Raw genomic sequence first — 25009 nt, forward strand, 5'->3', positions numbered from 1 at the left:
GGCATAAGTGAAAGTCAGTACCCTTACCCTGGTTGCGGCGGCGCTGCTCGGCATCGCGCAGGGCGCCATCGCCGAGACCAAGATCGGCTTCGTCAACTCCGACCGCGTGATGCGCGAGGCGGCACCCGCTGTTCGGGCCCAGCAGCGCCTGGAGAAGGAGTTCGAGAAGCGCGACCAGGAATTGCAGCGCATGGCGCGCGATCTCAAGTCGATGCAGGATGACCTCGAACGCAACGCGACCACCATGGGCGAGAACGATCGTCGCACCAAGGAGCGCGCGCTGAACGACCTGAACCGTGATTTCCAGCGAAAGCAGCGTGAGTTCCGCGAGGACCTCAACCAGCGTCGCAACGAGGAGCTCGCTTCGGTGCTGGACAAGGCCAACCGCTCGGTGAAGCAGATCGCGGAAAGCGAGAAGTTCGACATCATCTTCCAGGAGGCGGTCTACGCCAGCCCGAGCATCGACATCACCGACAAGGTCATCAAGGCCCTGTCCGACGCCAAGTAAGTCCGCGCGGCGCGCATGTTCCGACTGCAAGAACTGGTCGATCGCCTAGGCGGCGAACTCCATGGCGACGGCACCATCGCGGTCTCGCGCGTCGCCACCCTCGAGAAGGCGGGCGAGGGCGAGCTCGCCTTCCTGGCCAACCGCAAGTACCTCTCCCAGGTGAAGTGCTGCGCGGCGAGCGCGCTCATCGTCGCGCCGGACGTGCGTGATCAGCTCGCCGACCGCGCCCTCATCCTCACCTCCGACCCCTACCTGTACTTCGCGCGCGTGGCGCAGCTGTTCAGCCCGCCGCCGGCCGTGCAGCCGGGCGTGCATCGGCTCGCTGCCGTCGCCTGCGCGGTTCCCGCGAGCGTGCAGATCGGTCCGGGTGCGTCGGTCGAGGAGGGCGTGGTGCTGGGCGAGGAGGTGGTGATCGGACCGAACTGTCACGTCGGCCGCGGTACGCGCATCGGCCGCGGCACGCGCCTTGCCGCCAACGTCACGATCTATCACGACTGCGTGATCGGAGACGACTGCATCTTCCATTCGGGTGTGGTAATTGGTGCCGACGGTTTCGGCTTTGCGCGTGAGAAGTCCGGTGCCTGGGTCAAGATCCCGCAGACGGGCCGCGTACTGATCGGTAACGAGGTCGAGATCGGCGCCAATACCACGATCGATCGCGGCGCGCTCGACGACACCGTGATCGGCGACGGCGTCAAGCTCGACAACCTGATCCAGATCGCCCACAACGTCCGCATCGGCGAGCACACGATCATGGCCGGCTGCGCCGGAGTGGCCGGCAGCGCCCAGATTGGCGCGCGCTGCATGATCGGCGGCCAGGCCGGGATCTCGGGCCACCTCACCATTGCCGACGACGTGGTGGTGTCGGCATGGACCCTGGTCGCCAAGTCGATTCCCAAGCCAGGCGTCTACACCAGCAATCTGCCCCTGCAGAGCCACGCCGACTGGGTGAAGAACTTCGCCCACCTGCGCCACCTGGACGCGCTCGCCAAACGCGTCCGCCAACTCGAACAAGACAATGACGGTCCCCAGGACCGCACTCCGGGCTGAAACATCATGGACATCAAGGAAATCCTGCAGTACCTCCCGCATCGCTACCCCTTCCTGCTCGTGGACCGGGTGCTGGAGATGGAACCCGGCGTGCGTGCGCGTGCGCTCAAGAACGTGACCATGAACGAGCCCTTCTTCCCGGGGCACTTTCCTCATCATCCGGTGATGCCCGGCGTGCTGATCATCGAGGCGATGGCGCAGGCCGCCGCGCTGCTTTCGTTCAAGAGCAGCAACGTCAAGCCGGACGACAACTCGGTGGTGTACTTCGCCGGCATCGACAAGGCGCGCTTCAAGCGCCCGGTGGTGCCGGGCGACCAGCTGATCTTCGACGTCGAGATCACCCACAGCAAGCGCAACATCTACAAGTACAAGACGACGGCCAGCGTGGACGGCGAGCTCGCCGCCGAGGCCGAACTGATGTGCGCGATCAAGACGCTATGATCCATCCGACCGCCATCGTTCACTCCGGCGCCAGGCTCGGCGCCAACGTCAGCGTTGGTGCCTACTCGATCATCGGCGAGCATGTCGAGATCGGCGAGGGTACGCGCATCGGGCCGCACGTCGTGGTCGAAGGCCATACCCGCATCGGACGCGACAACGAGATCTTCCAGTTCTGCTCGATCGGCGCCAGCCCGCAGGACAAGAAGTACGACGACGAGCCCACGCGGCTGGAGATCGGCGATCGCAACACGATCCGCGAGTTCTGCTCGTTCAACGTCGGCACCAGCCAGGACGCGCACGTCACCCGTGTCGGCAACGACAACTGGATCATGGCCTACGTCCATGTCGCCCATGACTGCGTGGTGGGCAACCACACGATCTTCGCCAACAACGCCACCCTGGCGGGCCACGTCCATGTGGGGGACTGGGCCATCCTGGGCGGTTTCACCGGCGTGCATCAATTCTGTCGCGTCGGTGCGCACAGCTTTTGCGGGGTCGGTACGGTGCTGCTGCAGGATCTGCCGCCCTTCGTGACCGTCGCCGGCAATCCGGCCAAGCCGCACGGCATCAACAGCGAGGGCCTCAAGCGGCGCGGTTATTCGGCCGCGGGCATTGCCGCCATCAAGCGCGCCTACCGCGCGCTGTACCGCTCGGGGCTGTCGCTCGACGAAGCCCGCCAGCGCGTTGCCGAAATTGCCGGCGAGCATGCCGAGGTCGCCCTGTTCTCCGATTTCATTGCCGCCTCGGGTCGCGGCCTCGTGCGCTGAGGGCTTGACGAGGCAATGACGGTCCGTATCGCCATGGTCGCCGGCGAAGCTTCCGGCGACCTGCTCGCCAGCCACCTCATCCGCGCCCTGCGCCAGCACCTGCCCGATGCGGAGTTCTTCGGCATCGGCGGGCCCAAGATGCAGGCCGAGGGTTTCGAGGTGCGCTGGCCGTGCGAGCTGCTGGCGGTGCATGGCTATGTCGACGCCCTCAAGCGCTATCGCGAGCTATCCGGTGTTCGCCGCGAGCTGCTCGGCCAGATCCGGCGCGAACGGCCGGCCGCCTTCATCGGCGTCGACGCCCCCGATTTCAACCTGTGGCTCGAGGGCAAGGTCAAGGAGGCGGGCATGCCCGCCATCCACTTCGTCAGCCCGTCGATCTGGGCCTGGCGCGGTGGTCGCATCAAGCGCATCGCGCGCTCGGTGTCCCGCATGCTGTGCCTGTTTCCCTTCGAGCCCGAACTGTACCAGCGCGCGGGCGTGCCGGTGAGCTACGTCGGTCACCCGCTCGCCGACGTCTTTCCGCTCCACCCCGATCGCAGCGACGCGCGCGAACGGCTCGAGCTGGGTGCCGACTGGCCGATCGTGGCCTTGTTGCCGGGCAGTCGTCAGTCCGAAGTGCGCAATCTGGCCGACACCTACATCGCCACCGCACGCTGCCTGCTCGAGCGCAATCCGCAGCTGCGCTTCATCGTGCCGCTTGCGACGCGCGAGACGCGCCTGCTGTTCGAGGAGGCGCTGTACCGCAACGAGGCCACCGAGCTGCCGATCCGCATGCTGTTCGGTCATGCGGTCGACGCCATGACGGCGGCCGACGTGGTGCTGGTGGCGAGCGGCACGGCAAGCCTGGAAGCGGCGCTGCTCAAGCGGCCGATGGTCATCACCTACCGCATCGGCAAGTGGCAGTACCGGCTGATGAAGCACATGGCCTATCTGCCCTGGGTGGGGTTGCCCAACATTCTGTGCAACCAGGGCATCGTGCCCGAACTGCTGCAGGACGACGCCAATCCCGAGCGCCTGGCGGACGCGATCGAGGACTGGTTGCAGGACGGCGAGCGCCGGGCGGCGCTCGAGGCGCGCTTCACCGAGCTGCATCTGACGCTGCGCCAGGACACCGCGGCCAAGGCGGCCGAGGCCATCCTCCCCTACCTGCGCGGACACGCGGCATGACCCCAGACCTGTTCGCGGCGCAGCGCGACGCAGAGGCGCGGGCGTGCGGCGTCGACGAGGCGGGACGTGGCCCCTTGTGCGGCCCGGTGATGGCGGCCGCCGTGGTTCTCGATCCGCAGCGTCCCATCCCCGGCCTCAACGATTCCAAGAAGCTGAGCGAGGCGGCACGCGACCGCCTTGCCCCGCTGATCCGTGAGCGCGCGCTGGCCTGGGCGGTGGCCGAGGCCAGCGTGGAGGAGATCGATCGCCTCAATATCCTGCACGCGACCATGCTCGCCATGCAGCGCGCGGTGATGGCGCTGCCGACCGCACCCGGCCTGGTGCTGGTGGACGGCAACCGCTGCCCCGCGCTGCCCTATCCGGCGCGCGCGATCATCAAGGGCGATGCCAGCGAGCCGGCGATCTCCGCGGCCTCGATCCTGGCCAAGACGGCGCGCGACGAAGCGATGCGCGTGCTCGACGCGGCCTGGCCGCACTATGGCCTGGCGGCGCACAAGGGCTATCCCACTGCCGCGCATCTGGCTGCCTTGCAGCGCCACGGCGTCGCCGATTTCTACCGCCGCAGCTTCGCCCCGGTACGCAAGCTGCTCGGCCGCGCCCCGACCGCTTGAGGCTGCGATGAGGGAGATCCGCTCGCGCGACAACGCGACGCTCAAGCGCCTGCACGCACTCGCTGAATCCGCCCGCGATCGGCGCAAGCACAACGAGACCTTGCTCGATGGCGCTCACCTGATCGAGGCGGCGCTCGACCTCGAATGGCCGCTCAAGGCGCTGTTCGTGTCCGACAGCGGACTTCGACGGCCCGAGCATCAGCGCCTGCTGCAGCACGCACCGGCAGCCGTCGAGCAGGTGTTGCTATCCGATGCGCTGTTTGCCCACATCAGCCCGGTCGATACACCGTCCGGTCTGGTGGCACTCATCGAGTTGCCGTCGATGGCGCCGCCTCGCGCGCTCGAAGCCGATGTCCTGGTGCTCGATGGGGTGCAGGATCCCGGCAATCTGGGCAACATCCTGCGCACGGCCGCCGCCGCCGGGCTGCGCGATGTGCTGCTCACGGAGGGCTGTGCCCAGGCGTGGGCACCCCGCGTGCTGCGCGCGGGCATGGGCGCGCATTTCGTGCTCCATATCGAGGAGCGCGTCGATGCCTGCACGCGCCTGGCGGGCTATCCGGGCTGCCGAGTCGCCACCGCGCTGGCGGATGACACCGGCCCACTTTACGCGCTCGACCTGCAGGGCCCGGTGGCCTGGCTGTTCGGCGCCGAAGGGCAGGGCCTGTCGCCGGCGCTCCTCGCCGCGGCCGATCGGTGCGTGACGATTCCCATGGCGGCTGGCGTCGAATCACTCAACGTCGGTGCGGCGGTCGCCGTCTGCCTGTTCGAACAGCGCCGCCAGCGCGGCCTGCGTTAAATCCTTCACGTCACCGACACCGTGGCGTGTTGACGCCGGCGGCCCTGGATTCGATGCTTGCGACATGCCCGCGCACTCGGCGCGAGCGCATCACAGACGGCCACAAGGCCGCATCCTCGGCGAGGAGACACAGACCCATGACGGCCTACCGCAAGACCCCGGCGGGGCAGCAGGAGATTTCTACCCGCAGCGGCGCGCTCGGCGCGCGGGCGCGCCGCCTGCTGATCCTGGTCGATGGCGAGCGGGGCGCGGCGGAGCTGCGCGCCCTGTCGGGCGACGAACACGCGCAGCTCAGCTTGCAGACCCTGATCGACAGCGGCTACATCGAGGCGACGGAGCAGGGCGCGCAGCGCGAGTCCGACGCAGCGGCCAGCGCGAGCGCAGCTTTCGTCCCGCCCGGCGGACAGGGCAGGGACCTGCAGGTGGCACGCGACTTCATGATGAACACCCTGCGCACCTTCAATGGCCCCTACGCCAAGCTCGACCTCGTCAAGCGCATCCACGCCTCGCAGCGGGCCGAGGAGCTGCGCGCCCTGTTCGACGAATGGCTGCAATCGGTCAGCGAGTCGCGCATCGGCCGCAAGCGCGCCGACGAGCTCTCCGCCCGTCTGCTCGAGGTGATGTAGGCCGCGCCTGTGCGGTTCCAGCCCGAGGCGGGGTATGCGGCGCGATTGAGCGCGCGCATCGCCCCCATGGGCGATTCGGAAGCCGATTCGCGTTACCATCGCGGCTGCTCCGGGCACAGGGCCCGCCATGACCGACCCACGCCATGATCCTTGTCATCTCTCCCGCCAAGGCGCTCGACTACGAGACGCCGCCGACGACCACCCGTCACACCCAGCCCGATTTCCTCGACCACTCCGAAGCGCTCATCGAGGTGCTGCGTCAGCGTTCGCCCGCCGAGATCGCCGAGCTGATGTCGCTGTCCGATCCGCTTGCCAGCCTCAACGTCGCCCGCTACGCGAGCTGGTCGCGCCCTTTCTCGCCGGATAACGCCAAGCAGGCCGTGCTCGCCTTCAACGGCGACGTCTATGAAGGGCTGGATGCCCCCAGCCTGTCGGAGGACGAGCTGGCGTGGGCGCAGGACCACCTGCGCATCCTGTCGGGGCTGTACGGCGTGCTGCGCCCGCTCGACCTCATGCAGGCTTACCGCCTCGAGATGGGCACGCGCCTGGCCACGGCGCGCGGCAAGAACCTCTACGAGTTCTGGGGCGAACGCATCACCGACGAACTCAATCGCCTGCTCGACGCCGAGGAGGCAGCGGGGCATGGGCGTGTGCTGCTCAACCTGGCCTCGGACGAGTACTTCAAGTCGGTGAAGCCGAAGAAGCTCAGAGCGCGGCTGGTCACGCCGGTGTTCGAGGACTGGAAGGGTGGGCGCTACAAAATCATCAGCTTCTACGCCAAGCGGGCGCGCGGCCTGATGAGCCGTTTCGTGATCCGCAACCGGATCGACACCGTCGAGGGCCTAGAGCACTTCGACAGCGAGGGCTACGCCTTTGCCGCCGACGCATCGGACGTCGATCGGCCCGTGTTCCGCCGCCGCGAAGGCTGAGCCCGATATGCGTGCCCCCGACGGGCGGGGCACGCCACACCAGCAAGGACATGCATGAAGATCAGCTCGAGCTTCGATGCCGGCGCGATCGAGGTGCTCAGCCTCGACGACCCGCAAGCCATTCGTCTGCGCCTGCGCAGTGACAACGCGGCCGACTTCCACCAGTGGTTTCATTTTCGCCTGCAGGGCGCCGCGGGCACGCCGGTGCGCATGGTGTTCGAGAACGCCGCCAGCGCCGCCTATCCCGACGGCTGGCCGGACTACCGCTGCGTGGCTTCATACGATCGCCAGCACTGGTTTCGCCTCGCCGGCACCCGCTACGAGAACGGCGAGCTCATCGTCGAGCACACGCCCGAGCACGACAGCATCTTCTACGCCTACTTCGAACCCTATTCGTACGAACGCCACCTCGACCTGATCGGCCGTGTGGCGCAGTCGCCATTCGTCCAGGTGTGCGACCTGGGCAGCACGGTCGAAGGACGCGACCTTGATCTCGTCGTTGTCGGCCAAAGCGGGCGTGGACGGGTGCCGGTGTGGATCATCGCGCGCCAGCATCCGGGCGAGACCATGGCCGAGTGGTTCATCGAGGGGCTGCTCGAACGGCTGCTCGACGAGGCCGATCCCGTCGCCCGCAGCATCCGCGAACAGGCCGTGCTCTACATCGTGCCGAACATGAATCCGGACGGCGCGGTGCGCGGCAACCTGCGCACCAACGCCGCCGGACGCAACCTGAACCGGGAATGGCGCACGCCCGATCCCGTGGCAAGCCCCGAGGTCTTCCTGGTGCGCGAAAGGATGGAGCGCACCGGGTGTGGGCTGTTCCTCGACATCCACGGCGACGAGGCGCTGCCCTACGTCTTCTTCTCCACCGCGGAGGAGGTGCCGGGCTTCGGCGCCGAGGCCGCCGCCGCCCAGGCCCGCTTCATCGAGGCCTTCGCCGCAGTGAGCGCCGATTTCCAGACCCGCGAAGGCTACCAGCCCGGGCGCTTCGGCGAGGAGTTGCTGACCCTGGCGAGCAAGTGGGTGGCGCATCGCTTCGGCTGCGTGTCGCTGACGCTGGAGATGCCGTTCAAGGACAACGCCCTCCTGCCCGACGCGCAGGTGGGCTGGGACGGCGCCCGCAGCAAGCGCCTGGGCGCGGCGATGCTGAGCCCGGTGTGGCGCCACCTGCAGCACGGCGCCGGCACGGCAGGGCGCTGATTCAAACGCCCCCGCAGTCTCTTGGCCGAGCGGCTTGTGCTGGCGCGGCGGGCGTGCGGGGGTCGGATGCGGTGGCCCTACGCAGCGCGGCCGAGCTCGGCGAGGATGGCGTTGGCGCAGGCCACGCCCGAGCGCACGGCGGATTCGAGCGTGGCCGGATAGTCCGAATCGATGTAGTCGCCCGCCAGCCAAAGACCGCGCAGCGGCGTGCGGTTCCCCGGGCGCTGGATGCCGGGCCGGCAGGCGATGGTGGCACGCTTCTCGACGATGACCTGGGACCACTCGGGCGACGGCAGCCGCCGGCCGAGCTGGCGCTCGAGCTGGGCGTGGGTGGCGAGGATGAGCTCGTCGCGCGGCAGCGATTCGTGCGCGCCATGGGCGCTGATCACGCAACTCAGCAAGCCCTCGGTGCCGCCGAGCTGGCCGCGGTCGAAGACCCACTGCGCCGGGTTGGCGACGCCGTCGCTGACGAGTCCCATCATCGGTTCGGGCAGGCGCAGGCCCTTGCCGAGGGCCAGATAGACCGACACGATCGGCTCATGCTCGAGGGCGTCGATCTGCGCCGCCAGACGATCGCAGCCGCCCGTGCTCGCGAGCAGGCCGCTGGCGTGGTAGGGGGCGGTGGCCACCACGACCTGTGGCCACGGCTGACTGCCCGGATCGCCTTCCAGGCGGTAGCCACCAGCGACCGGGCGGATCGCCTCGATGGCGTTGCCGGTGCGCAGCCGGCCGCGACGGGTGGCCAGGAAGCGCGCGGCCGGCACCGGAAACAGCTCGGACAGGTCGACGCGCGGCAGCAGCAGCTCGCTCGCGGCCGCACCGGCGGCAAGGCTGTCGCGCAGCACGTTGGCGAAGACCTGGGCCGCCGCATCGGCGGCGGGCGTATTGAGCGCCGCGACGCACAGCGGCTCCCAGATCAGCTGCACCAGGGCCGGCGTCTGCCGGGTCTCGCGCAACAGCCCGGTGACCGTCATGTCGGGCGGGACGCGAAAGGCGCGCTTCTTGAGCCAGCGCATCAGCCGCAGCATGGCCAGGCGGTCGGCCCAATCAAGCCCCTTGGCACGCAGCAGGCCGAGCGCGAGGTGAAAGGGCGCGGGCAGGGCGGCAGCCTTCAGGTGCAGCCGGCCCGGCACGTGCAGCGTCAGCGGCAGGTGCAGCAACTGCTTGGGCGAGCAGCCGGTGAGGCGCAGCAGGCGGGTGAGCTCGCTGTAGGCGCCGATCAGGATGTGCTGGCCATTGTCGATGCCGCGGTGATGCTCCTTGTGCACCACCCGCGCCCGCCCGCCGAGGGTGTGCGAGCGTTCGAACACCGTCACGTGCACGCCGGCGCGCGCAAGCTCGACCGCGCAGGCGAGCCCGGCGTAGCCGGCACCGATCACCGCGACGACGGGCACGCTCATCGCATCAGCCCTTGAACCAGGTCGTGCCCGCCAGCCACACCTTGCGCAGCGGGGTGAGCGAGGTGCGGCGATCGAGCACCATGAAGCCGTCGGCGGCGATCTCGCGCAGCAGGGTGCGATAGATGGCGGCCATTACCAGCCCCGGCCGCTGCGCCTTGCGGTCGACGGCCGGCAATTGGGCGAAGGCCTGGTCGTAGAAGCGCTCGGCGCGCTCGGCCTGGAAGGCCATCAGGGCGCGGAAGGCATCCGAGTAGCGCGCCTCGAGGATGTCCTTGGCCGGCACGTTGAAGCGCTGCAGGTCCTCGATCGGCAGGTAGATGCGGCCGCGGCGCGCATCCTCGCCGACGTCGCGGATGATGTTGGTGAGCTGGAAGGCCATGCCGAGGTCGTGGGCATACTTCAGCGTCTGGCGGTCCTGATAGCCGAAGATCTCGGCCGCGAGAAGGCCGACCACGCTGGCCACCCGGTAGCAGTACAACTGCAGGGCCTTGAAGTCGAGGTAGCGTGTCTGCGACAAGTCCATCGCCATGCCATCGATGATCTCGAGCAACTGCTCCTGAGGCAGGCTGAAGCGCGTGAGCACGTCCTTGAGTGCGAGGCCCACCGGGTGCGTGGGGGTGCCGCCGTAGGTGCGCGCGACCTCCTGCCGCCACCACTCGAGCTTGGCCTGCGCCAGGGAGAGGTCGTGGCATTCGTCCACCACGTCATCCACTTCGCGACAGAAGGCGTACATCGCGGTGATGGCCTGACGTCGCTCGGCGGGCAGGAACATGAAGCTGTAGTAGAAGCTCGAGCCGCTCCTGGCGGCCTTGTCCTGGCAGTAGTCGTGCGGATTCATGCGCTTTTTCCGTAGTTCAGGGCGCGCCATCCCAGGCGCAGCCAGTCGCCCGCAGCCAGCGTCGGGCGGCGGCGGAAGACGTCGTAGTCTGCCTGCTCGAGCCGCTCCAGGATGCGCAGCCCGCCCAGCACCACCAGGCGCAGCTCCCAGCCGAGGCGGCCGGGCAGGGCCAGCGCGAGGGGGGCGCCGTCGCCCATCATGCCCCGTGCGCGTTGCACTTCGAAAGCCATCAGCGAGCGCCAGCGCGCCGCGTCCTCCGCGCCCAAGGCTCCAGACCGCGCGCGCTCGAGCAAGGCTTCGTCGACCCCGTGGCGGGCGAGATCGTCCAGCGGCAGGTAGATGCGCTGCTTGTCCCAGTCGATGGCGACGTCCTGCCAGAAGTTGATCAGCTGCAGGCTGGTGCAGATGGCGTCGGCGCGGCGCAGGTTGTCGGGCGTGGCGGCGCCGTACAGGCACAGCATCAGCCGGCCGACCGGATTTGCCGAGCGCCGGCAGTAGTCGAGCAGCTCGTCGAAGTCGCGGTAGCGGGTCTTGCCGACATCCTGCGCAAAGGCGTCGAGCAGGTGGCGGAAGGGCTGCAGCGGCAGGCCGTGGGCGCGGATCGCGCGTCCGAGACGTTCGAACAGGGGCGCCAGCTCCGCATCGCGCACCGCCACCCCGCGCGCGCAGGCTTCGAGCGCGATGCGGTAGTCCTGCAGGCGCGCAAGCCGCGCGATGCCGGGCGCGTCGCCCTCGTCGGCGACGTCGTCCGCGCTGCGGGCGAAGGCGTAGATGGCCTCGACCGGCTCGCGCAGGCGCGCCGGCAGCAGCAGGGATGCGACAGGGAAGTTCTCGTAGTGCTCGACCGGCATCGCGTGGACATGAGGCGGATGTCACCGCGGGCCGGTGAATTCATCGCAAGGCGGCCGGAGTATACCCCGCAGCGATGCAACTTTCGGCGGTGGCCGATGACACAATGCGGTCGCTTCTCGGCCCACGCACCGTGTGCCGGTGCCTGCGGGGATTCCATGCTCGAGCTTTCCGGACTGTGCAAGACCCTTCCCGGCACGCCGCCGCGCGTGCTGTTCGATGCGCTCGCGCTGCGCGTGGCGGACGGCGAATGCGTGGCCATCGTAGGCGAGTCCGGTTCCGGCAAGTCCACCCTGCTCAACTGCATTGCCGGCCTCGAGCCGGTGGACCGCGGCCAGATCCGCGTCGGCGAGCAGCGCGTCGAGCAGCTCGCCGACGACGCCATGGCCCGCCTGCGGCGCTCGCACTACGGCTTCGTGTTCCAGGCCTTTCACATCCTGCCGCACCTGAACCTGCTGCAGAACGTGGCCTTGCCGCTATGGCTGCTGCAATGCCCCGAGGCCGAGGCCGCACGCCGCGCGCAGGACATGCTGGCACGGGTCGGACTGGGCCCACGCGCGCTCGACCCACCGCAGCAACTCTCGGGCGGCGAACTGCAGCGCGTGGCGATTGCCCGGGCGCTGGTGCACAAGCCGCAGCTCGTGCTGGCCGATGAACCCACCGGCAACCTCGACCCCGGTCGTGCGATGGGCGTGCTCGACCTGCTGCTCGAGCAGATCCGCGCCAACCGCGCGGCGGGCGTGCTGGTCACCCACTCGCGCGCCGCGGCCGCACGCGCCGACCGCGTGCTCGAGCTCGGACCCGACGGGCTGCGCGACATCACGGTAGGGTCATGAACAGCAGCCTGCGCAGGGTGTTCCTGGCCAGCCTGCTGCGCCGCCGCCTGGCGACCGCGCTGTCCTTGCTGGCGATCGCGCTGGGGGTCGCGCTTGGCCTGGCGGTGCAGCTCATTCACGGCGCCGCACTGGACGAGTTCGGTCGCGGCGTGCGCCTGCTCGCAGGCAAGGCCGACCTGCAGGTGGTGGGGCCCCGCGAGGGCTTCGATGAAGGCATCTACCCCCTGCTCGCGCGTCGCGCGGAGGTCGCCGAAGCGAGTCCCGTGCTGGAAATCGAGGCGCGGCTGCCCGGGCGCGACGACAGCCTGCGCATCCTTGGTGTCGATCTGTTCCGGCTCATGCGGGTGCAGCCCGCGCTGATGCCGCTTGCCGATCGCGAGGCCGCAGGCGAGGTGGGCGGTAACGAGGGGGGCGATGAGGCCAGGGGGGCGCGCGATGCTGAGCCGAGCCGAACGGGGGGAGACGGCCGGCTGGCCGCGCTGCAGCCGAACAACCTGTTCCTGAGCGCCGATGCGCGTGCCGTGCTGACGCAGCGCTATCGGTCGGCGAGCGGCGAGTTGCAGCCTCCGGCGATCAGCGACGGCTATCTGCTTGCCCAGTCGGGCCTGCGCAGCCTGCGCCTGCGCGTCGCGGGGCAGCTGCCGGGCGCAAGCGGGCGCATTGCGGTGATGGATATTGCGGGGGCGCAGCAGCACTTCGAACGTCTCGGCACACTCAGCCGCATCGACCTCAGGCTCGCCGACGGGGTGGCGCTGAGCACGGCCCGCCTCGCACTCGAAGCCCTGCTGCCGCCCGGGGTGAGCCTGCGTGTGCCGGAGGCGGCGGCGAGCGAAGTCGGCACGCTGTCGCGCGCCTATCGGGTGAACCTCACCATGCTGGCGGCGATCGCCTTGTTGACCGGCGGCTTTCTGGTGTTCTCGACGCAGCTGCTATCGGTCGCGCGCCGGCGGCGGGAGTTCGCCCTGTTGCGCGCGCTCGGACTCGAACGCCGCGAACTCATGCGGGGCCTGCTCGCCGAAGGGGCGATCGTCGGCGCGGTGGGCGGCGCTGTCGGCGTGGCCCTGGGCTATGCGCTTGCCGGCGGGGCCTTCCGCTTCGTCGGCGGCGACCTCGGCGCGGGCTTCTTTCGCGGCCTGAGCCCGACACTGGCTTTCGATCCGGCGCTGAGCTTGGCCTACCTGTTCCTGGGCGTCGGCGCCGGGGTGGCCGGCACCTGGATTCCCGCGCGTGAGGCAGCCCGCGTGCCACCGGCGCGTGCGCTGCGCGCAGGCGAAGGCGAGCGTGCGGGCCTACCGCAGGCGCGCGCGCGCGGCCGGACTGCGGTGCTGCTGCTCGCGCTGGCGGGCCTGGCCTGCCTGTTGCCGCCCCTCTCGGGGATTCCGGTGGGCGGCTATGGCGCGGTGGCCTTGATCCTGGCGGCGGCCGTGCTCGCCTTGCCGGCGCTGGCGCGTGCGGTGCTGCCGCTACTCGCGCACAGTCGCAGCGCCTTGTGGCGCCTGGCCCATGCGCGCCTGAGCGCCACCCCGGCGCAGGCAGTGGTGGCGGGGGCGGGGGTGATCGCCAGCGTGGCGCTGGCGGTGTCGATGGCGATCATGGTGAGTTCCTTCCGTGTGTCGGTAGATGACTGGCTCGAGCAGGTCCTGCCGGCCGACCTCTACGTGCGGGCCTCGTCATCATCGGCCAGCGGCTATCTCGACCCTGAGGCGCTGGCTGCCATCGCGGCGGTGGACGGCGTCGCCAGCGTCGACACGACGCGCTTGGTCAATCTGCGCTTGTCGGACGCCGAGCCCTTGTTCAGCGTGCTGGCGCGGCCGGCGCAGGGCAATTGGGGGCTGCCACTGGTCGCGGGGTCGATGCGGGTGCCGGAAGATGCCACGCTGCCGCCGATCTGGGTGTCGGAAGCCGCGGCCGATCGCCATCGGCTCGCGCCTGGCCGCCACTTCGAGCTGCCGCTTGGCGGCCGCCTGCAGCGCTTCATCGTCGTCGGCATCTGGCGCGACTATGCCCGCCAGTACGGCGCGGCCCTCATCGAAAAAGCCGATTACGTCGCGCTGACCGGCGACACGCGCGTCAACGATGCGGCACTGCGCGTAACCCCGGGGGTGGAGCCGGCCACCGTCGCCGAGGCCCTGCGCCAGCGCTTCGGCGCCGAGCACATCACGATCGCGCTGCCGGGCGAGATCCGCGCGCTGAGCCTGCAGATCTTCGATCGCACTTTTCTGATCACCTACCTGATGGAGGCCGTGGCGGTGCTGATCGGTCTGTTCGGCATCGCCACCACCTTCGCCGCGCTGGCGACCACGCGCCAGGGCGAGTTCGGCATGCTGCGTCACCTCGGCCTGACGCGCGCCGAGATCGGCCGCCTGATCGCCTTCGAGGGCGCGCTCACGGCCGGACTGGGCGTGCTTGCCGGAACCCTGGCGGGCGGGGCGATCGCCTGGGTGCTGATCGAGGTCATCAACCGCCAGAGCTTTCACTGGAGCATGGACCTGGCCGTGCCCTGGCTGGTACTCGGCGTCTTCGCGTCCAGCCTGGTCGCGCTGGCGGCGCTGGTGGCGCGCCTGGCCGGGCGCCACGCGATGCAGCGCTCGGCGGTGCTCGCGGTCAAGGCGGATTGGTAGCAAGGGGACGAGATGCAGATGAACACCGTATTGGCAGCCGGGTGCAGCTCGCGCCCTGGTCGGACCCTCGGATGGCTGCTGATGCTTGCCTGCCTGTTTGCCGCCGTGGTGGCCGGCGCGGCGGATAACGGAGGACCGGGAGCGGAAGGCGAGCAGGGCGATGGGGTGAGTGCCCAGACCCGCAGCGCGGCGGAGCAGGGCGCTTACCCCCCGGTGCGCCCCGGGCAGGCGCTGAGCTTTCCGCGCGACTTCGGCGCCCATCCCGACTACCGCACCGAATGGTGGTACATCACCGGCTGGCTGCGTGATGCGGCCGGGGTCGAGCGCGGCTTCCAGCTCACCTTCTTTCGCGTGCGCACCCTGATCGGCGAAGACAATCCGAGCCTGTTTGCGCCGCGCCAGTTGATCCTCGCCCACGCGGCGGTGGCCGACCCTGCGCACGGCCGCCTGCGCCACGCCGAGCGCTCGGCGCGCGCGTATCCGGGGCTTGCCGACGCCGTTCCGGGGCGCACCTCGGTCAGCGTCGATGGCTGGTTTCTCGAGGGGGGAGACAGCACGCTCGCGCCTTACCGCAGCCGCATCGACGCCGAGGACTTCGGCTTCGAGCTCGAGTTCGTGCCCGACCGCGCGCCGGTGCTCAATGGCAAGGCGGGCTTCAGCCAGAAGGCGCCGGATCCGATCAATGCGAGCTATTACTACAGCCGCCCGCACCTGGCGGTGAGGGGGCAGTTGCGGCTGGACGGCGAGCCCTTCGCGGTCGAAGGGCACGCCTGGCTTGACCATGAGTGGTCGAGCGAGATCCTGCCCGAGGGCGCGCGTGGCTGGGACTGGATCGGCATCAATCTGCACGACGGCAGCGGGCTGATGGCCTTCCAGATGCGCGACGCCGAGGGCGGTGCGCTCTGGCACGCCGCCACCCTCAGCGACGCCACGGGTGCGGCCCGCATCTACGCCGCCGACGAGGTCCGCTTCATCCCCCTGCGGCACTGGCGCTCACCCCGCACCGGCATCGAGTACCCGGTGGAGTGGGAGGTGGTGCTGGCCGGTGAGCGCAGCCTGAGGCTGCGCCCCTTGCTGGACGACCAGGAGCTCGACAGCCGCAGCTCCACCGGGGCGATCTATTGGGAGGGCGCGGTGCACGTGTTCGAGCGCGACGGCGCGGGCGAGGAGACCGAGATCGGCCAGGGCTACCTCGAGATGACCGGCTACGCCGCGCGCCTGCAGATGTGAGCGCAGTGTGGATTTGCACCTATTGGGGCCGCCTTCCCGATGCCATAATCGCGGCTTTGCGATCAGTGCAGGGGCGGTAAGGTGATTCTCGTGACAGGCGGCGCCGGCTTCATCGGCGCGAATTTCGTCCTCGACTGGCTGGCCGCCAGCGATGAAACGGTACTGAACCTCGATGCGCTGACCTATGCCGGCAACCTCGAGACCCTTTCCAGCCTCGAGGGCAGGGCGGCCTACCGCTTCGTCCATGGCGACATCTGCGACCGCGCCCTGATCGATCAACTGCTGGCCGAGCACAGGCCGCGCGCCATCGTGCACTTCGCAGCCGAAAGCCACGTCGACCGCTCCATTCACGGCCCGGGCGCCTTCGTCCGCACCAATGTCGAAGGCACTTTCAGCCTGCTCGAGGCCGCGCGTGCCTACTGGGGCGGCCTGCCCGCCGGTGAGCGCGAAGCCTTCCGCTTCCTGCACATCAGCACCGACGAGGTATACGGTTCGCTCGGCCCGGCGGATCCGCCGTTTGCCGAAACCAAGGCCTACGAGCCCAACAGCCCGTATTCGGCAAGCAAGGCAGCGAGCGACCACCTGGTGCGCGCCTGGCACCACACCTACGGGCTGCCGGTGCTCACCACGAACTGCTCCAACAACTACGGCCCCTTCCAGTTTCCCGAGAAGCTGATCCCACTGATGATCGTCAATGCGCTCGCCGGCAAGCCCTTGCCGGTCTACGGCGACGGCCTCAATGTGCGCGACTGGCTGTATGTCGGCGACCATTGCGGCGCGATCCGCGAAGTGCTCGCGCGTGGCCGTGTGGGCGAGACCTACAACGTCGGCGGCTGGAACGAGATCGCCAACATCGACATCGTACGCACCCTGTGTGCGCTGCTCGATGAGTTGCGCCCCGACGCCGCCGGCAGCTACAGCCGCCTGATCACCTACGTCAGCGATCGCCCGGGCCACGACCGGCGTTACGCGATCGATGCGCGAAAGATCGAACGCGAACTGGGCTGGAAGCCGGCCGAGACCTTCGCCACCGGAATCCGCAAGACGGTGCAGTGGTATCTCGACCATCCTGGCTGGGTGGCCAACGTGCAGAGCGGTGCCTATCGCGACTGGCTCACGCGCAATTACGCCGGACGCGAGAATAGTGCGGGAGCCGGCGCGTGAGGATTCTGCTGCTGGGAAAGAACGGCCAGGTGGGCTGGGAACTGCAGCGCGCACTGGCGCCGCTGGGCGAGCTCGTCGCCCTCGATCGCCATGCCGATGGCGGGCTGTGCGGTGACCTGACCCGGCTGGATGCGCTGGCCGCCAGCGTGGCTCGCATCCAGCCCGACGTCATCGTCAATGCCGCCGCCTACACCGCGGTGGACAAGGCCGAGACCGAGCCGGCGCTGGCCCGGACCGTGAATGCCGAGGCCGTCGCCGTGATCGCGCGCGCGGCCGCGGCGCGCGATGCGCTGCTGGTGCATTATTCGACCGACTACGTCTTCGACGGCAGCGGCGACGCGCCCTGGGCCGAAGACGCGGTCCCCGCGCCGCTGTCGGTCTACGGGCACAGCAAGCTCGAGGGCGAGGCGGCGATCCGCGCCAGCGGCTGTCGCCACCTGATTTTTCGCACCTCCTGGGTGCACGCCGCGCGCGGCGGCAACTTCGCCCGCACGATGCTCAGGCTTGCGGCCGAGCGCGAGCGTCTCACCGTGATCGCCGACCAGTTCGGTGCCCCCACCGGGGCCGACCTGATCGCCGACGTCAGCGCGCACGCGATCCGTAGCGCCATGGGGCGTCGCGAGCTCGATGGCACCTACCATCTCGCCGCAGCGGGTGTGACCAGCTGGCACGGTTACGCCGAATTCGTCGTGCAGCAGGCCCGTAACCTGGGCCAGGTACTGAAGGTGCAATCCATCGCACCGATTGCCACCACCGACTACCCCACGGCCGCCGTCCGCCCGCTGAACTCCCGCCTTGATACCCGCCGGCTGCGGCGCAGCTTCGGCCTGTACCTGCCGGACTGGCGCGATGGCGTCGCCCGCATGCTGCGCGAAATCCTGAACTGAACGAGGACTTCCATGACGATCAAGAGCGTGATCCTTTCCGGCGGCTCGGGCACCCGACTGTGGCCCGCCTCACGCGAGAGCTTTCCCAAGCAGCTGCTGCCGCTCACCGGCGAGCTGTCGCTGCTGCAGGAGACCGCCGCCCGCCTCAAGGGCTTTGCCGCCGCGGACGTGGCGCCGCGGCCGCTGATCATCACCAACGAGGAATACCGCTTCATCATCGCCGAGCAGCTGCGCCAGATCGGCGTGCGCGCGCCGCAGATCGTGCTCGAGCCGGTGGGGCGCAACACCGCGCCGGCGCTGACGCTGGCCGCGCTGGCGGCGCTGGAGGAGGGCGACCCGATCCTGCTCGTGATGCCCGCCGATCATGTCATCACCGACGTTGCGGCCTTCCAGAAGGCCATCGCCGAAGGCGCGCGCGCGGCCGCAACGGGTGCGCTCGTCACCTTCGGCATCGTGCCGGACCGGCCGGAGACGGGGTACGGCTACATCCGTGCGGGTGCGCCGCTCGATGCGGCAGGCAGTGCGCGTGCGCTGCTCGAGTTCTTCGAGAAGCCCGACCGTGCCACCGCCGAGCGCTACGTCGCCAGCGGCGAGTTCTTCTGGAACAGCGGCATCTTCATGATGAAGGCCGCGGTGTGGCTGGCCGCGATCACGCACTTCAATCCCGAGATGGCCGCGGCTTGCGGCAAGGCCTTTGCCGGGCGAACGGCGGACGCCGACTTCATTCGTCTCGATGCCGCCGCCTTCGAAGGCAGCCCGAGCGACTCGATCGACTATGCCGTGATGGAGCGCCTGGCCGGCGCGCCCGAGCTCGGCCAGGGCGTGGTCGTGCCGCTGTCGGCCGGCTGGTCGGACGTGGGTGCCTGGGACGCCTTGTGGGCGGTCTCGGACAAGGATGCGGACGGCAACGCCGCGCGCGGCGAGGTGTTGTTCGAGGACAGCCACAACACCCTGGTGCATGCGGGCAGTCGCCTGGTGGCCGCCATCGGCTGCGAGGACATGGTGGTGGTGGAGACGCCCGACGCGGTGATGGTGGCGCACAAGGGCCGCACCCAGGACGTCAAGAAGATCGTCGCCCGCCTGAAGGCCGAGGGCCGCAGCCTGACGCAGAGCCATCGCAAGGTCTATCGGCCCTGGGGCTGGTATGACTCGATCGACGCCGGCGAGCGTTTCCAGGTCAAGCGCATCGTCGTGAACCCGGGGGCCAAGCTCAGCCTGCAGATGCATCACCACCGCGCCGAGCACTGGATCGTGGTCAAGGGCACGGCCGAGGTCACCAATGGCGAGCGCAGCTTCCTGCTCGGCGAGAACGAGTCCACCTACATTCCGCTCGGCAATACCCACCGCCTGGCCAACCCGGGCAAGGTGCCACTCGAAATCATCGAGGTGCAGTCGGGGAGCTACCTGGGCGAGGACGACATCGTGCGTTTCGAGGACACCTACGGGCGTACCGGGCATTGAGCGGGTGCTCGCGCCGGATGCCCGACGGCGTTCGGCGCAGTGCAGCCTGTGTATAATGCGGGCCGCTTTGTCGCAGTACCCGCGGGGATGGCGGAATTGGTAGACGCACTGGATTTAGGTTCCAGCGCCGCAAGGCGTGAGAGTTCGAGTCTCTTTCCCCGCACCATCTTGTTTCACAAGGCATTTCCAGCGGAAGTGTCGCGGCCCGTGGGGGGCGTTCGAGCAGCCGGGGTGCAGTTCTGGGGCAGTGTGCAGGGTGCTGCCGCCCGATTCCTCCAAGCTCCGGCCAATTCAGAGTGCTCTCGTGTCCCAACAGTCTGGATGTTTGAGGCTGAGAATCTGCGTTATGTAAACTTATATGCGAGAGAAAGATCAGCATTGTTCTTTCCTCCCTTGTCCAACTCGGGTGGCACAATTTAGTCCCGCGACATCAACAATTTGTGACCGCAACCTACCCCCCGTGCCCTCAAAGTAGCCCCCCACGCCGCAAAAAGATGGTTAGGAAGAATTAGCTCGCTGCAAAAGGGCTCCTTGTCCCGACAGGTTAGCTCCTAACCGCCTTCACTTACACCCAACAGGACGGCGTGCAGCACTATCGTTGATAGGTGCCGCTGTAAAGGCCCTGATTCCTCGGCGAATGTTGTCACTTACCTCAGAGGTGGAGAGCTACGAGGGTCTAACGCGAAGGTTTGGGCAGCGGTCTTAGCCACTATTTCCCCGTTTCGCATCTGTCTCTTCCTTGCTCCTAAGAGCGCTCTCTTCTGGTGCACGGCTCTTGACACGTCTCCTCCTAAGATTCTCAATTTCTTGCCGAAGTTGGCCGATCTCCTCAGCCTGGACGTTAAGTCTGACCGCTGCCTCTTGCCGGAGTTGATCAGCCACCTCGTGCCGCGCTCTTGCCACAGCAAGGTCGCGCTCCGACGCGGAGAGTTGGGCCTCGGCCTTCTCGAGGCTGCTTCGTAGGGTCTCCATCGCGGCCGTTGCCGCTGTCAGCTTCTCGCTTGCCTTGACGCTCTCTGCCTTGAGTTGAACGCAGTCCTCGCGCAGCGCTATGAACGCCTCTCGTGCCGTGGCCGCGTCCTTGCGTGCGCGCTCTACCTCGTCGTTCTGTTGCCTCCGTTCTTTGTTCGCAGTTTGACGCTCGTTGTCCAGTTGCTGCAACAGCCGATGGGTCTCCAGGCGGTGATGTTCATTAGTTTGCTCGATGGCAAGTCTCGCCGCGTCCAGCGAGGAGAACTGGCGCACGAGCTCGGCATCCTTTTCGTCGATCGTGCGCTGTTGCTCAAGGACCCTAAGCGACTCTTCCGCCAGCTTCTTCTGAGACTCCGCGAGGTTGGCCTCCAGGTCTCCGATCCTCAGCTTCAAGGCCGCGACCTCACTCTCCATGCGTAGGCGGAGCTGATGGGATTCGAGGGCACGCTCGTTCGCCTCCTGAACGGTTGCCTCCATTTCTCTGGATCGCTTGTCCAGATGGGCCTCCCGCTCCCTGAGGCCCTCCTCAGCAAGTCTCTTGGCAACCTGCACCATATCGCCAAGTGCGCGATCGATGATCGTTACGAAGGCCTCGGGGATCCCGTCCACCGCCCGCACGGGCACCTGCAACGTGTTTGCCATGGCACTCCAGAACTCTTGAATGTGGTTCTGGACGACGGCGTTGCTGCCTTTCTGGCCAACATACCGGTCAGTGGAAAGCAGCTCCTGGACGGCTGGACGGGTTGGTCGTTCCCCTTTGGCGAGGATCTCGTAGCAGGCCTGACGGACATGCTCGTATGTAACAACGGAGCTACGGCTCATTTTTCGGCTCGGATTTTTGACCAATGTCAGGATGTTAGCTGCCTTGGCGGTGGAATCAACTAAGACAGCCGTACCAGTCCGGAAACCGGACATTGCTGTCCGTATAATCATTAACTTTAGACATTATTCCTATAATGTGTAGTAACGTGCGGAATCCGCCGTTCTGGATGTGACCCTCGTGAATTTGATGCCCCGAAACGCGTTCGGCCCGTTGGAACTGGTCAACTTGCCAAGCGAACTCAACGGAAGTGTCGGTAATAACCGCGCCGTTGGCGGTCGGCCGCAGATTTCAGCGCAGAACGACGTCGATGCCGTCAGAGCGTGGCTCGCCCGCTTTGTCGACACCCGAACGACTTTCGACAGCTACCGCAAGGAGGCTGAGCGCCTCCTCCTCTGGACGGTCACGGAGTTGGGTAAACCCCTTTCCAGCCTCAGTCACGAGGATCTGTTGTTGTACAGGCGGTTTCTCTCAGACCCACAGCCCGTTGCACGCTGGGTCATGGCCAAAGGCCGCAAATGGCCGCGAAATGATCCTGGCTGGAGACCGTTCTCTGGGCCGCTGTCTGCCAGCAGTCAGCGACAAGCGATTGTCATCCTGAACACGATGTTCGCCTGGCTTGTGAATGCTGGGTACCTTGCTGGCAATCCGCTATCCCTCTCTCGACAGCGCCAGCGGCGGTCGAAGCCCCGAATCACCCGATTCCTCGATGAGCCTACCTGGGTGGAAGTCAAGGCATCGATCGAATCGATGCCAAACGAGACGGATCGCGAGCGCGAGCATTACTTCCGCGTGCGCTGGCTCTTCAGTTTGCTCTACCTGTGCGGCCTTCGGATCACGGAGGTCACGACCAATACCATGGGGTGCTTCTTTTCCCGGCGTGACCGAAACGGGGACGACCTTTGGTGGCTTGAAGTAACGGGCAAAGGTGAGAAGACGAGGATCGTCCCTGCCACGAACGAACTGATGATGGAGTTGGTGCGCTACCGCCGGGAGTACGCGTTGGCGCCCTATCCAGTTCCAGGCGAGCCGACCCCCCTCCTCCTTCCAATCGGCGGACAGCGTCGGGCTCTGACGCGCGGGGCCGTGCATCTAGTCGTGAAAGAAGTCTTTGAGCGTGCAGCGAAGCGAGTTGAGGAGCGTGGCGATGAGTTTGTGTCGCGGGCAAACGCACTGCGTGCGGCTTCGGCGCACTGGCTACGTCACACGGCCGGTTCGAACATGGCAGGCGCCGAGGTCGACTTGCGGTTCGTCCGCGATAACTTAGGTCACGAGTCAATCACAACCACGAGCCTATACCTCCATGGCGACGATGATGAACGCCACAAGGCTACAGAGCGCGGTCACCGCATCGCCTGGTCCTGATGCTGGTGTGCGGGCCCTCGATTGATCTCTAACTCAGGCCCGATGCAACACGGCCGCCGTTGCGATCCTCGAACTCAAGAAGCTTAGAGGGTGGAAGCTCCAGCGCGTTTGCCAAGCGAATGATGTTCAGAAGCGCGATGTTCCGCTGTCCACGCTCAACGCCGCCTAAGTAACTCCGCGCGAGACCGCTCTCAAGCGCGAGGTATTCCTGGGACCATCCGCGGCTTCGGCGAAGCTCGGCAAGGTGCTTACCGAAGAGGACCCTGGGGTCGGAGGAAGAAGTCACAGCAGTCGGAAATGGATTTTCGACTGATGCTAGGAGTGTGGCCTCTATGAGGCGACGCTCTATGAGTGACAATGGGCGCGCCGACACGTACCATTCCCACTCGATTCTGACGACTTAGACGACGAGACTTCGTGCAGACAAGGGATAAAGCAAGCGTCATTCGGACGTTGCGTGGGCATCTGCATCGGCGGGAGCATGCCGCCTTTGTCACTTTATTTCTCGACGGTGAGGTTCAGGTTTTCCGGAGGAACGACGACTACTTGAAGGCCCTCGCCGGCGAGGCCTTATGTCTCCTCCTCGAAGCACCGCAAGCCGCAGAGGACCTACTGACTGAGTATGAGCAGCTCCTTCTCGCTGGCGAGATATCAGCTCCTTACTCGACCGTCCTCGGCCTTGCCGAGCGCTTGGATTCAAGCGCGTTGCACGCTATCGCGAGGACACTTCGCGACGAGCATCGACGTTGGTCCGAGCGACGCCAAAATACCAATCGAAAGCAGTTGGAAGCAGCCAAGGCTCTTTCCGAGCCCGTCATTGAGGTGCGGCGCGTTGTCAGCAGCACGCTTATGCGCTTCGGCGATCCAAACGCGTCCGACGCAATGGGAATCCGGCGTTCGGTTTTCAGGAGTAGCCAGGAGAGAGCGTTTCTCAAGGCCTTGTCGCTGAGATTTCCCGCGCTACTTGCGCTGCCGAATTATCCACTTGACCAGATGATCGAGTTCAGTCGCCTGCGTGAGCTCGTCGGTAGGTCGACGTGGGCCTACGCAAAGAACTCCCGGGTCGATGCGGTGCTGATCGTGCCGGATGAAGGGGATCCCGTTGCCGCGTTCGAGCTCGATAGCTCATATCATGATCGGCCCGAAATCAAGACCCGCGATGAGATGAAGAACGCGATTTTTGGTCTCGTTGGACTTCCCTTTTATCGTCTGCGCGCCGAATCTCCGGAGACGATGACGACAGACGACTGGTATGCATTCCTGACGGAAGAAGTCGCTCCAAACATTGACGTCGGTAAGCGGTTACGGACGCGATCCACTGGAACGAAGTTCATTCCCGCCTGATGCGTCGCTGCTGGCCTCCACAAGCACTGCTGGACCATGGGCTGAGCCCTCGCCCACGTTCCACTCCTCGAGGAAACGCTCGATAAAGGACGCCATGAACCGGTGTCGCTCCTGCGCGAGCAGGCGTCCCGTCACGGTGTTCATGCGGTCCTTCAGCAAGAAGAGCTTCTCGTAGAAGTGATTGACGCTGGTCCCCTTCGCGGTCTTGTAGGCATCAGCGGTCGCATGCAGGACAGGCGGCACCTCGGGGTCGTACATCAGGCGTCCCGCATGGCCGCCGTATGCGAAACAGCGGGCGATACCGATCGCTCCGATCGCATCGAGCCGGTCGGCATCCTGGACGCACTGCCCCTCGAGCGTCCGCATGGGCTGCCGGACCCCTGCGCCCTTGAACGAGATCGTCGCCACGATCTCGACGACCGGCTCAACGAGGTCGTCGCCGGCGCCTTCCTCGCGCAGCAGCCGCTCGGCCTCGCGCGGCCCTATGGCGTCGTCACCCCCGTGGAACTTCCAGTCGGCGATGTCATGGACGAGCGCGGCCAACTCGACCACGTCGAGCCTCGCGCCCTCGGCCACGGCGATCTTCCGGGCCAGACGCCAGACACGGTGGATGTGGTGCCAGTCATGGCCCGAGGCCTCCTCGGCGAACCGGGACCGGATGCGTGCGGCGACACGCTGCACCAGGTTGTCGGCCTCCGGGTGCCCCCCATGGCCCGCCGCGACAGCAGCGTTGGGATCAGAGCTTATAGGCAACCTTCCCCTCCGTGATCGTCACCTGCCCGCGCTGCTGAAGTTCGGCGAGCAGCTTCTTCAGGTTGGCTTCGGAAATCGGCTGGTTCGTGCGCTGCTTGATCAGGGCCTGGATCGTCGTCATCAGGGTCGCCTCCTTGCGCGGTCGCGAGTTGCCGCGCTTGCGTAGGTCCTCGAGGACGAGCGCAAGCCGCTCCTGATGCGTGTCCCGGGTCGGCGCGGCCGCTACAGGCGCACTGGCAGCAACAGCGGGCGACTTGACGACTGGTGGGGTCAGGTTATCGCCTTCAGGCAGGGGCCGCGCACCTGGCGGGGCAGCGGACTCGCGCGGCCGGGGGCAGCGGAAGTCGCCGCGCTGATTTAGCACGATCTGCAGC

At 67.2% G+C, this 25009-nt stretch carries 25 protein-coding genes and 1 tRNA gene; 19 read left to right on the plus strand and 7 right to left on the minus strand.

From position 1 onward, the window contains the following. Nucleotides 1-7 precede the first annotated feature (7 nt). The 10 genes from ACMV5O_RS15965 (at nt 8) to ACMV5O_RS16010 (ending at nt 8095) form a co-directional block, all read left to right on the plus strand. Complete coding sequence (locus ACMV5O_RS15965) at nt 8-508, plus strand: OmpH family outer membrane protein (protein ID WP_416164384.1); 501 nt, start codon at nt 8-10, stop codon at nt 506-508. Between the two features lie 15 nt (nt 509-523). After that, on the plus strand, nt 524-1558 hold the full coding sequence (lpxD, locus tag ACMV5O_RS15970) for a UDP-3-O-(3-hydroxymyristoyl)glucosamine N-acyltransferase (RefSeq protein WP_416164385.1): 1035 nt from the start codon (nt 524-526) through the stop codon (nt 1556-1558). A gap of 3 nt (nt 1559-1561) precedes the next feature. Continuing rightward, nucleotides 1562-1999 carry a 3-hydroxyacyl-ACP dehydratase FabZ gene (gene fabZ, locus ACMV5O_RS15975; protein ID WP_349769702.1) on the plus strand — a complete coding sequence of 146 codons (438 nt, stop codon included), beginning with the start codon at nt 1562-1564 and terminating at the stop codon, nt 1997-1999. Further along, nucleotides 1996-2766, plus strand: a complete 771-nt coding sequence (gene lpxA / locus ACMV5O_RS15980; RefSeq protein ID WP_416164386.1) for an acyl-ACP--UDP-N-acetylglucosamine O-acyltransferase — start codon at nt 1996-1998, stop codon at nt 2764-2766. The genes fabZ and lpxA overlap by 4 nt, the downstream gene beginning before the upstream one ends. Nucleotides 2767-2781: 15 nt before the next feature. Then, nucleotides 2782-3933: a lipid-A-disaccharide synthase gene (gene lpxB, locus ACMV5O_RS15985; protein ID WP_416164387.1), complete on the plus strand. Its 1152-nt coding sequence runs from the start codon at nt 2782-2784 to the stop codon at nt 3931-3933. After that, nucleotides 3930-4544, plus strand: a complete 615-nt coding sequence (gene rnhB / locus ACMV5O_RS15990) for a ribonuclease HII (protein ID WP_416164388.1) — start codon at nt 3930-3932, stop codon at nt 4542-4544. Before lpxB ends, rnhB begins: the two co-directional genes overlap by 4 nt. Before the next feature lie 7 nt (nt 4545-4551). Continuing rightward, nucleotides 4552-5340 carry a TrmH family RNA methyltransferase gene (locus ACMV5O_RS15995; RefSeq protein ID WP_416164389.1) on the plus strand — a complete coding sequence of 263 codons (789 nt, stop codon included), beginning with the start codon at nt 4552-4554 and terminating at the stop codon, nt 5338-5340. 137 nt (nt 5341-5477) lie between these two features. Continuing rightward, nucleotides 5478-5966: a hypothetical protein gene (locus ACMV5O_RS16000; protein ID WP_416164390.1), complete on the plus strand. Its 489-nt coding sequence runs from the start codon at nt 5478-5480 to the stop codon at nt 5964-5966. A 143-nt stretch (nt 5967-6109) separates the two neighbouring features. Beyond that, on the plus strand, nt 6110-6895 hold the full coding sequence (gene yaaA, locus ACMV5O_RS16005; protein WP_416164391.1) for a peroxide stress protein YaaA: 786 nt from the start codon (nt 6110-6112) through the stop codon (nt 6893-6895). 54 nt (nt 6896-6949) lie between these two features. Then, nucleotides 6950-8095: a M14-type cytosolic carboxypeptidase gene (locus ACMV5O_RS16010; protein ID WP_416164392.1), complete on the plus strand. Its 1146-nt coding sequence runs from the start codon at nt 6950-6952 to the stop codon at nt 8093-8095. A gap of 77 nt (nt 8096-8172) precedes the next feature. Here the strand turns inward: ACMV5O_RS16010 and hpnE are convergent, their stop codons facing one another. The 3 genes from hpnE to hpnC are packed head-to-tail and all read right to left on the minus strand — an operon-like array spanning nt 8173 to nt 11184. Further along, nucleotides 8173-9495, minus strand: a complete 1323-nt coding sequence (gene hpnE, locus ACMV5O_RS16015; RefSeq protein WP_416164393.1) for a hydroxysqualene dehydroxylase HpnE — start codon at nt 9493-9495, stop codon at nt 8173-8175. Nucleotides 9496-9499: 4 nt separating this feature from the next. Further along, a complete protein-coding gene (gene hpnD, locus ACMV5O_RS16020) occupies nt 9500-10333 on the minus strand; it encodes a presqualene diphosphate synthase HpnD (protein ID WP_416164394.1) in 834 nt (277 codons plus the stop codon). After that, a complete protein-coding gene (hpnC, locus tag ACMV5O_RS16025; protein ID WP_416164395.1) occupies nt 10330-11184 on the minus strand; it encodes a squalene synthase HpnC in 855 nt (284 codons plus the stop codon). Before hpnC ends, hpnD begins: the two co-directional genes overlap by 4 nt. Nucleotides 11185-11340: 156 nt before the next feature. Between hpnC and ACMV5O_RS16030 the strand changes: the two genes are divergently transcribed. The 7 genes from ACMV5O_RS16030 to ACMV5O_RS16060 all read left to right on the plus strand — a co-directional run bounded on the left by ACMV5O_RS16030 (nt 11341) and on the right by ACMV5O_RS16060 (nt 19547). Next, nucleotides 11341-12018, plus strand: a complete 678-nt coding sequence (locus ACMV5O_RS16030) for an ABC transporter ATP-binding protein (protein ID WP_416164396.1) — start codon at nt 11341-11343, stop codon at nt 12016-12018. Continuing rightward, nucleotides 12015-14639: an FtsX-like permease family protein gene (locus tag ACMV5O_RS16035; RefSeq protein ID WP_416164397.1), complete on the plus strand. Its 2625-nt coding sequence runs from the start codon at nt 12015-12017 to the stop codon at nt 14637-14639. Before ACMV5O_RS16030 ends, ACMV5O_RS16035 begins: the two co-directional genes overlap by 4 nt. Before the next feature lie 78 nt (nt 14640-14717). Continuing rightward, nucleotides 14718-15869 carry a lipocalin-like domain-containing protein gene (locus tag ACMV5O_RS16040; RefSeq protein WP_416164407.1) on the plus strand — a complete coding sequence of 384 codons (1152 nt, stop codon included), beginning with the start codon at nt 14718-14720 and terminating at the stop codon, nt 15867-15869. Nucleotides 15870-15950: 81 nt separating this feature from the next. Beyond that, complete coding sequence (gene rfbB, locus ACMV5O_RS16045) at nt 15951-17033, plus strand: dTDP-glucose 4,6-dehydratase (protein ID WP_416164398.1); 1083 nt, start codon at nt 15951-15953, stop codon at nt 17031-17033. Beyond that, a complete protein-coding gene (gene rfbD, locus ACMV5O_RS16050) occupies nt 17030-17920 on the plus strand; it encodes a dTDP-4-dehydrorhamnose reductase (protein WP_416164399.1) in 891 nt (296 codons plus the stop codon). Before rfbB ends, rfbD begins: the two co-directional genes overlap by 4 nt. A gap of 12 nt (nt 17921-17932) precedes the next feature. Next, complete coding sequence (locus ACMV5O_RS16055; protein ID WP_416164400.1) at nt 17933-19381, plus strand: mannose-1-phosphate guanylyltransferase/mannose-6-phosphate isomerase; 1449 nt, start codon at nt 17933-17935, stop codon at nt 19379-19381. A gap of 81 nt (nt 19382-19462) precedes the next feature. Continuing rightward, nucleotides 19463-19547, plus strand: a tRNA-Leu gene (locus ACMV5O_RS16060). Between the two features lie 536 nt (nt 19548-20083). Here the strand turns inward: ACMV5O_RS16060 and ACMV5O_RS16065 are convergent. Continuing rightward, nucleotides 20084-21175 carry a DNA-binding protein gene (locus ACMV5O_RS16065; protein ID WP_416164401.1) on the minus strand — a complete coding sequence of 364 codons (1092 nt, stop codon included), beginning with the start codon at nt 21173-21175 and terminating at the stop codon, nt 20084-20086. Nucleotides 21176-21362: 187 nt separating this feature from the next. On the opposite strand from ACMV5O_RS16065, the gene ACMV5O_RS16070 reads away from it, so the two are divergent. After that, nucleotides 21363-22538 (plus strand): tyrosine-type recombinase/integrase, encoded by a 1176-nt coding sequence (locus ACMV5O_RS16070; RefSeq protein ID WP_416164408.1) that lies wholly within the window; start codon nt 21363-21365, stop codon nt 22536-22538. 28 nt (nt 22539-22566) lie between these two features. Here ACMV5O_RS16070 and ACMV5O_RS16075 read toward each other — a convergent pair whose 3' ends face one another. Then, nucleotides 22567-22824, minus strand: coding sequence for a helix-turn-helix domain-containing protein (locus ACMV5O_RS16075; protein WP_012585391.1), 258 nt, complete (start codon nt 22822-22824; stop codon nt 22567-22569). A gap of 131 nt (nt 22825-22955) precedes the next feature. Between ACMV5O_RS16075 and ACMV5O_RS16080 the strand changes: the two genes are divergently transcribed. Next, entirely contained in the window at nt 22956-23882 is a 927-nt protein-coding gene (locus tag ACMV5O_RS16080) for a DUF2726 domain-containing protein (RefSeq protein WP_416164402.1), read from the plus strand. Here the strand turns inward: ACMV5O_RS16080 and ACMV5O_RS16085 are convergent. Together ACMV5O_RS16085 and ACMV5O_RS16090 are read right to left on the minus strand one after the other, a co-directional pair. Continuing rightward, nucleotides 23841-24563 carry an HD domain-containing protein gene (locus ACMV5O_RS16085; RefSeq protein WP_416164403.1) on the minus strand — a complete coding sequence of 241 codons (723 nt, stop codon included), beginning with the start codon at nt 24561-24563 and terminating at the stop codon, nt 23841-23843. The genes ACMV5O_RS16080 and ACMV5O_RS16085 overlap by 42 nt on opposite strands. A gap of 55 nt (nt 24564-24618) precedes the next feature. Next, on the minus strand, nt 24619-25009 hold a 391-nt coding region (locus ACMV5O_RS16090), incomplete at its 5' end, for an endonuclease (RefSeq protein ID WP_416164404.1).

The sequence above is a fragment of the Thauera sp. WH-1 genome (assembly GCF_047806685.1).
In the GTDB taxonomy this organism is placed as follows: domain Bacteria; phylum Pseudomonadota; class Gammaproteobacteria; order Burkholderiales; family Rhodocyclaceae; genus Thauera.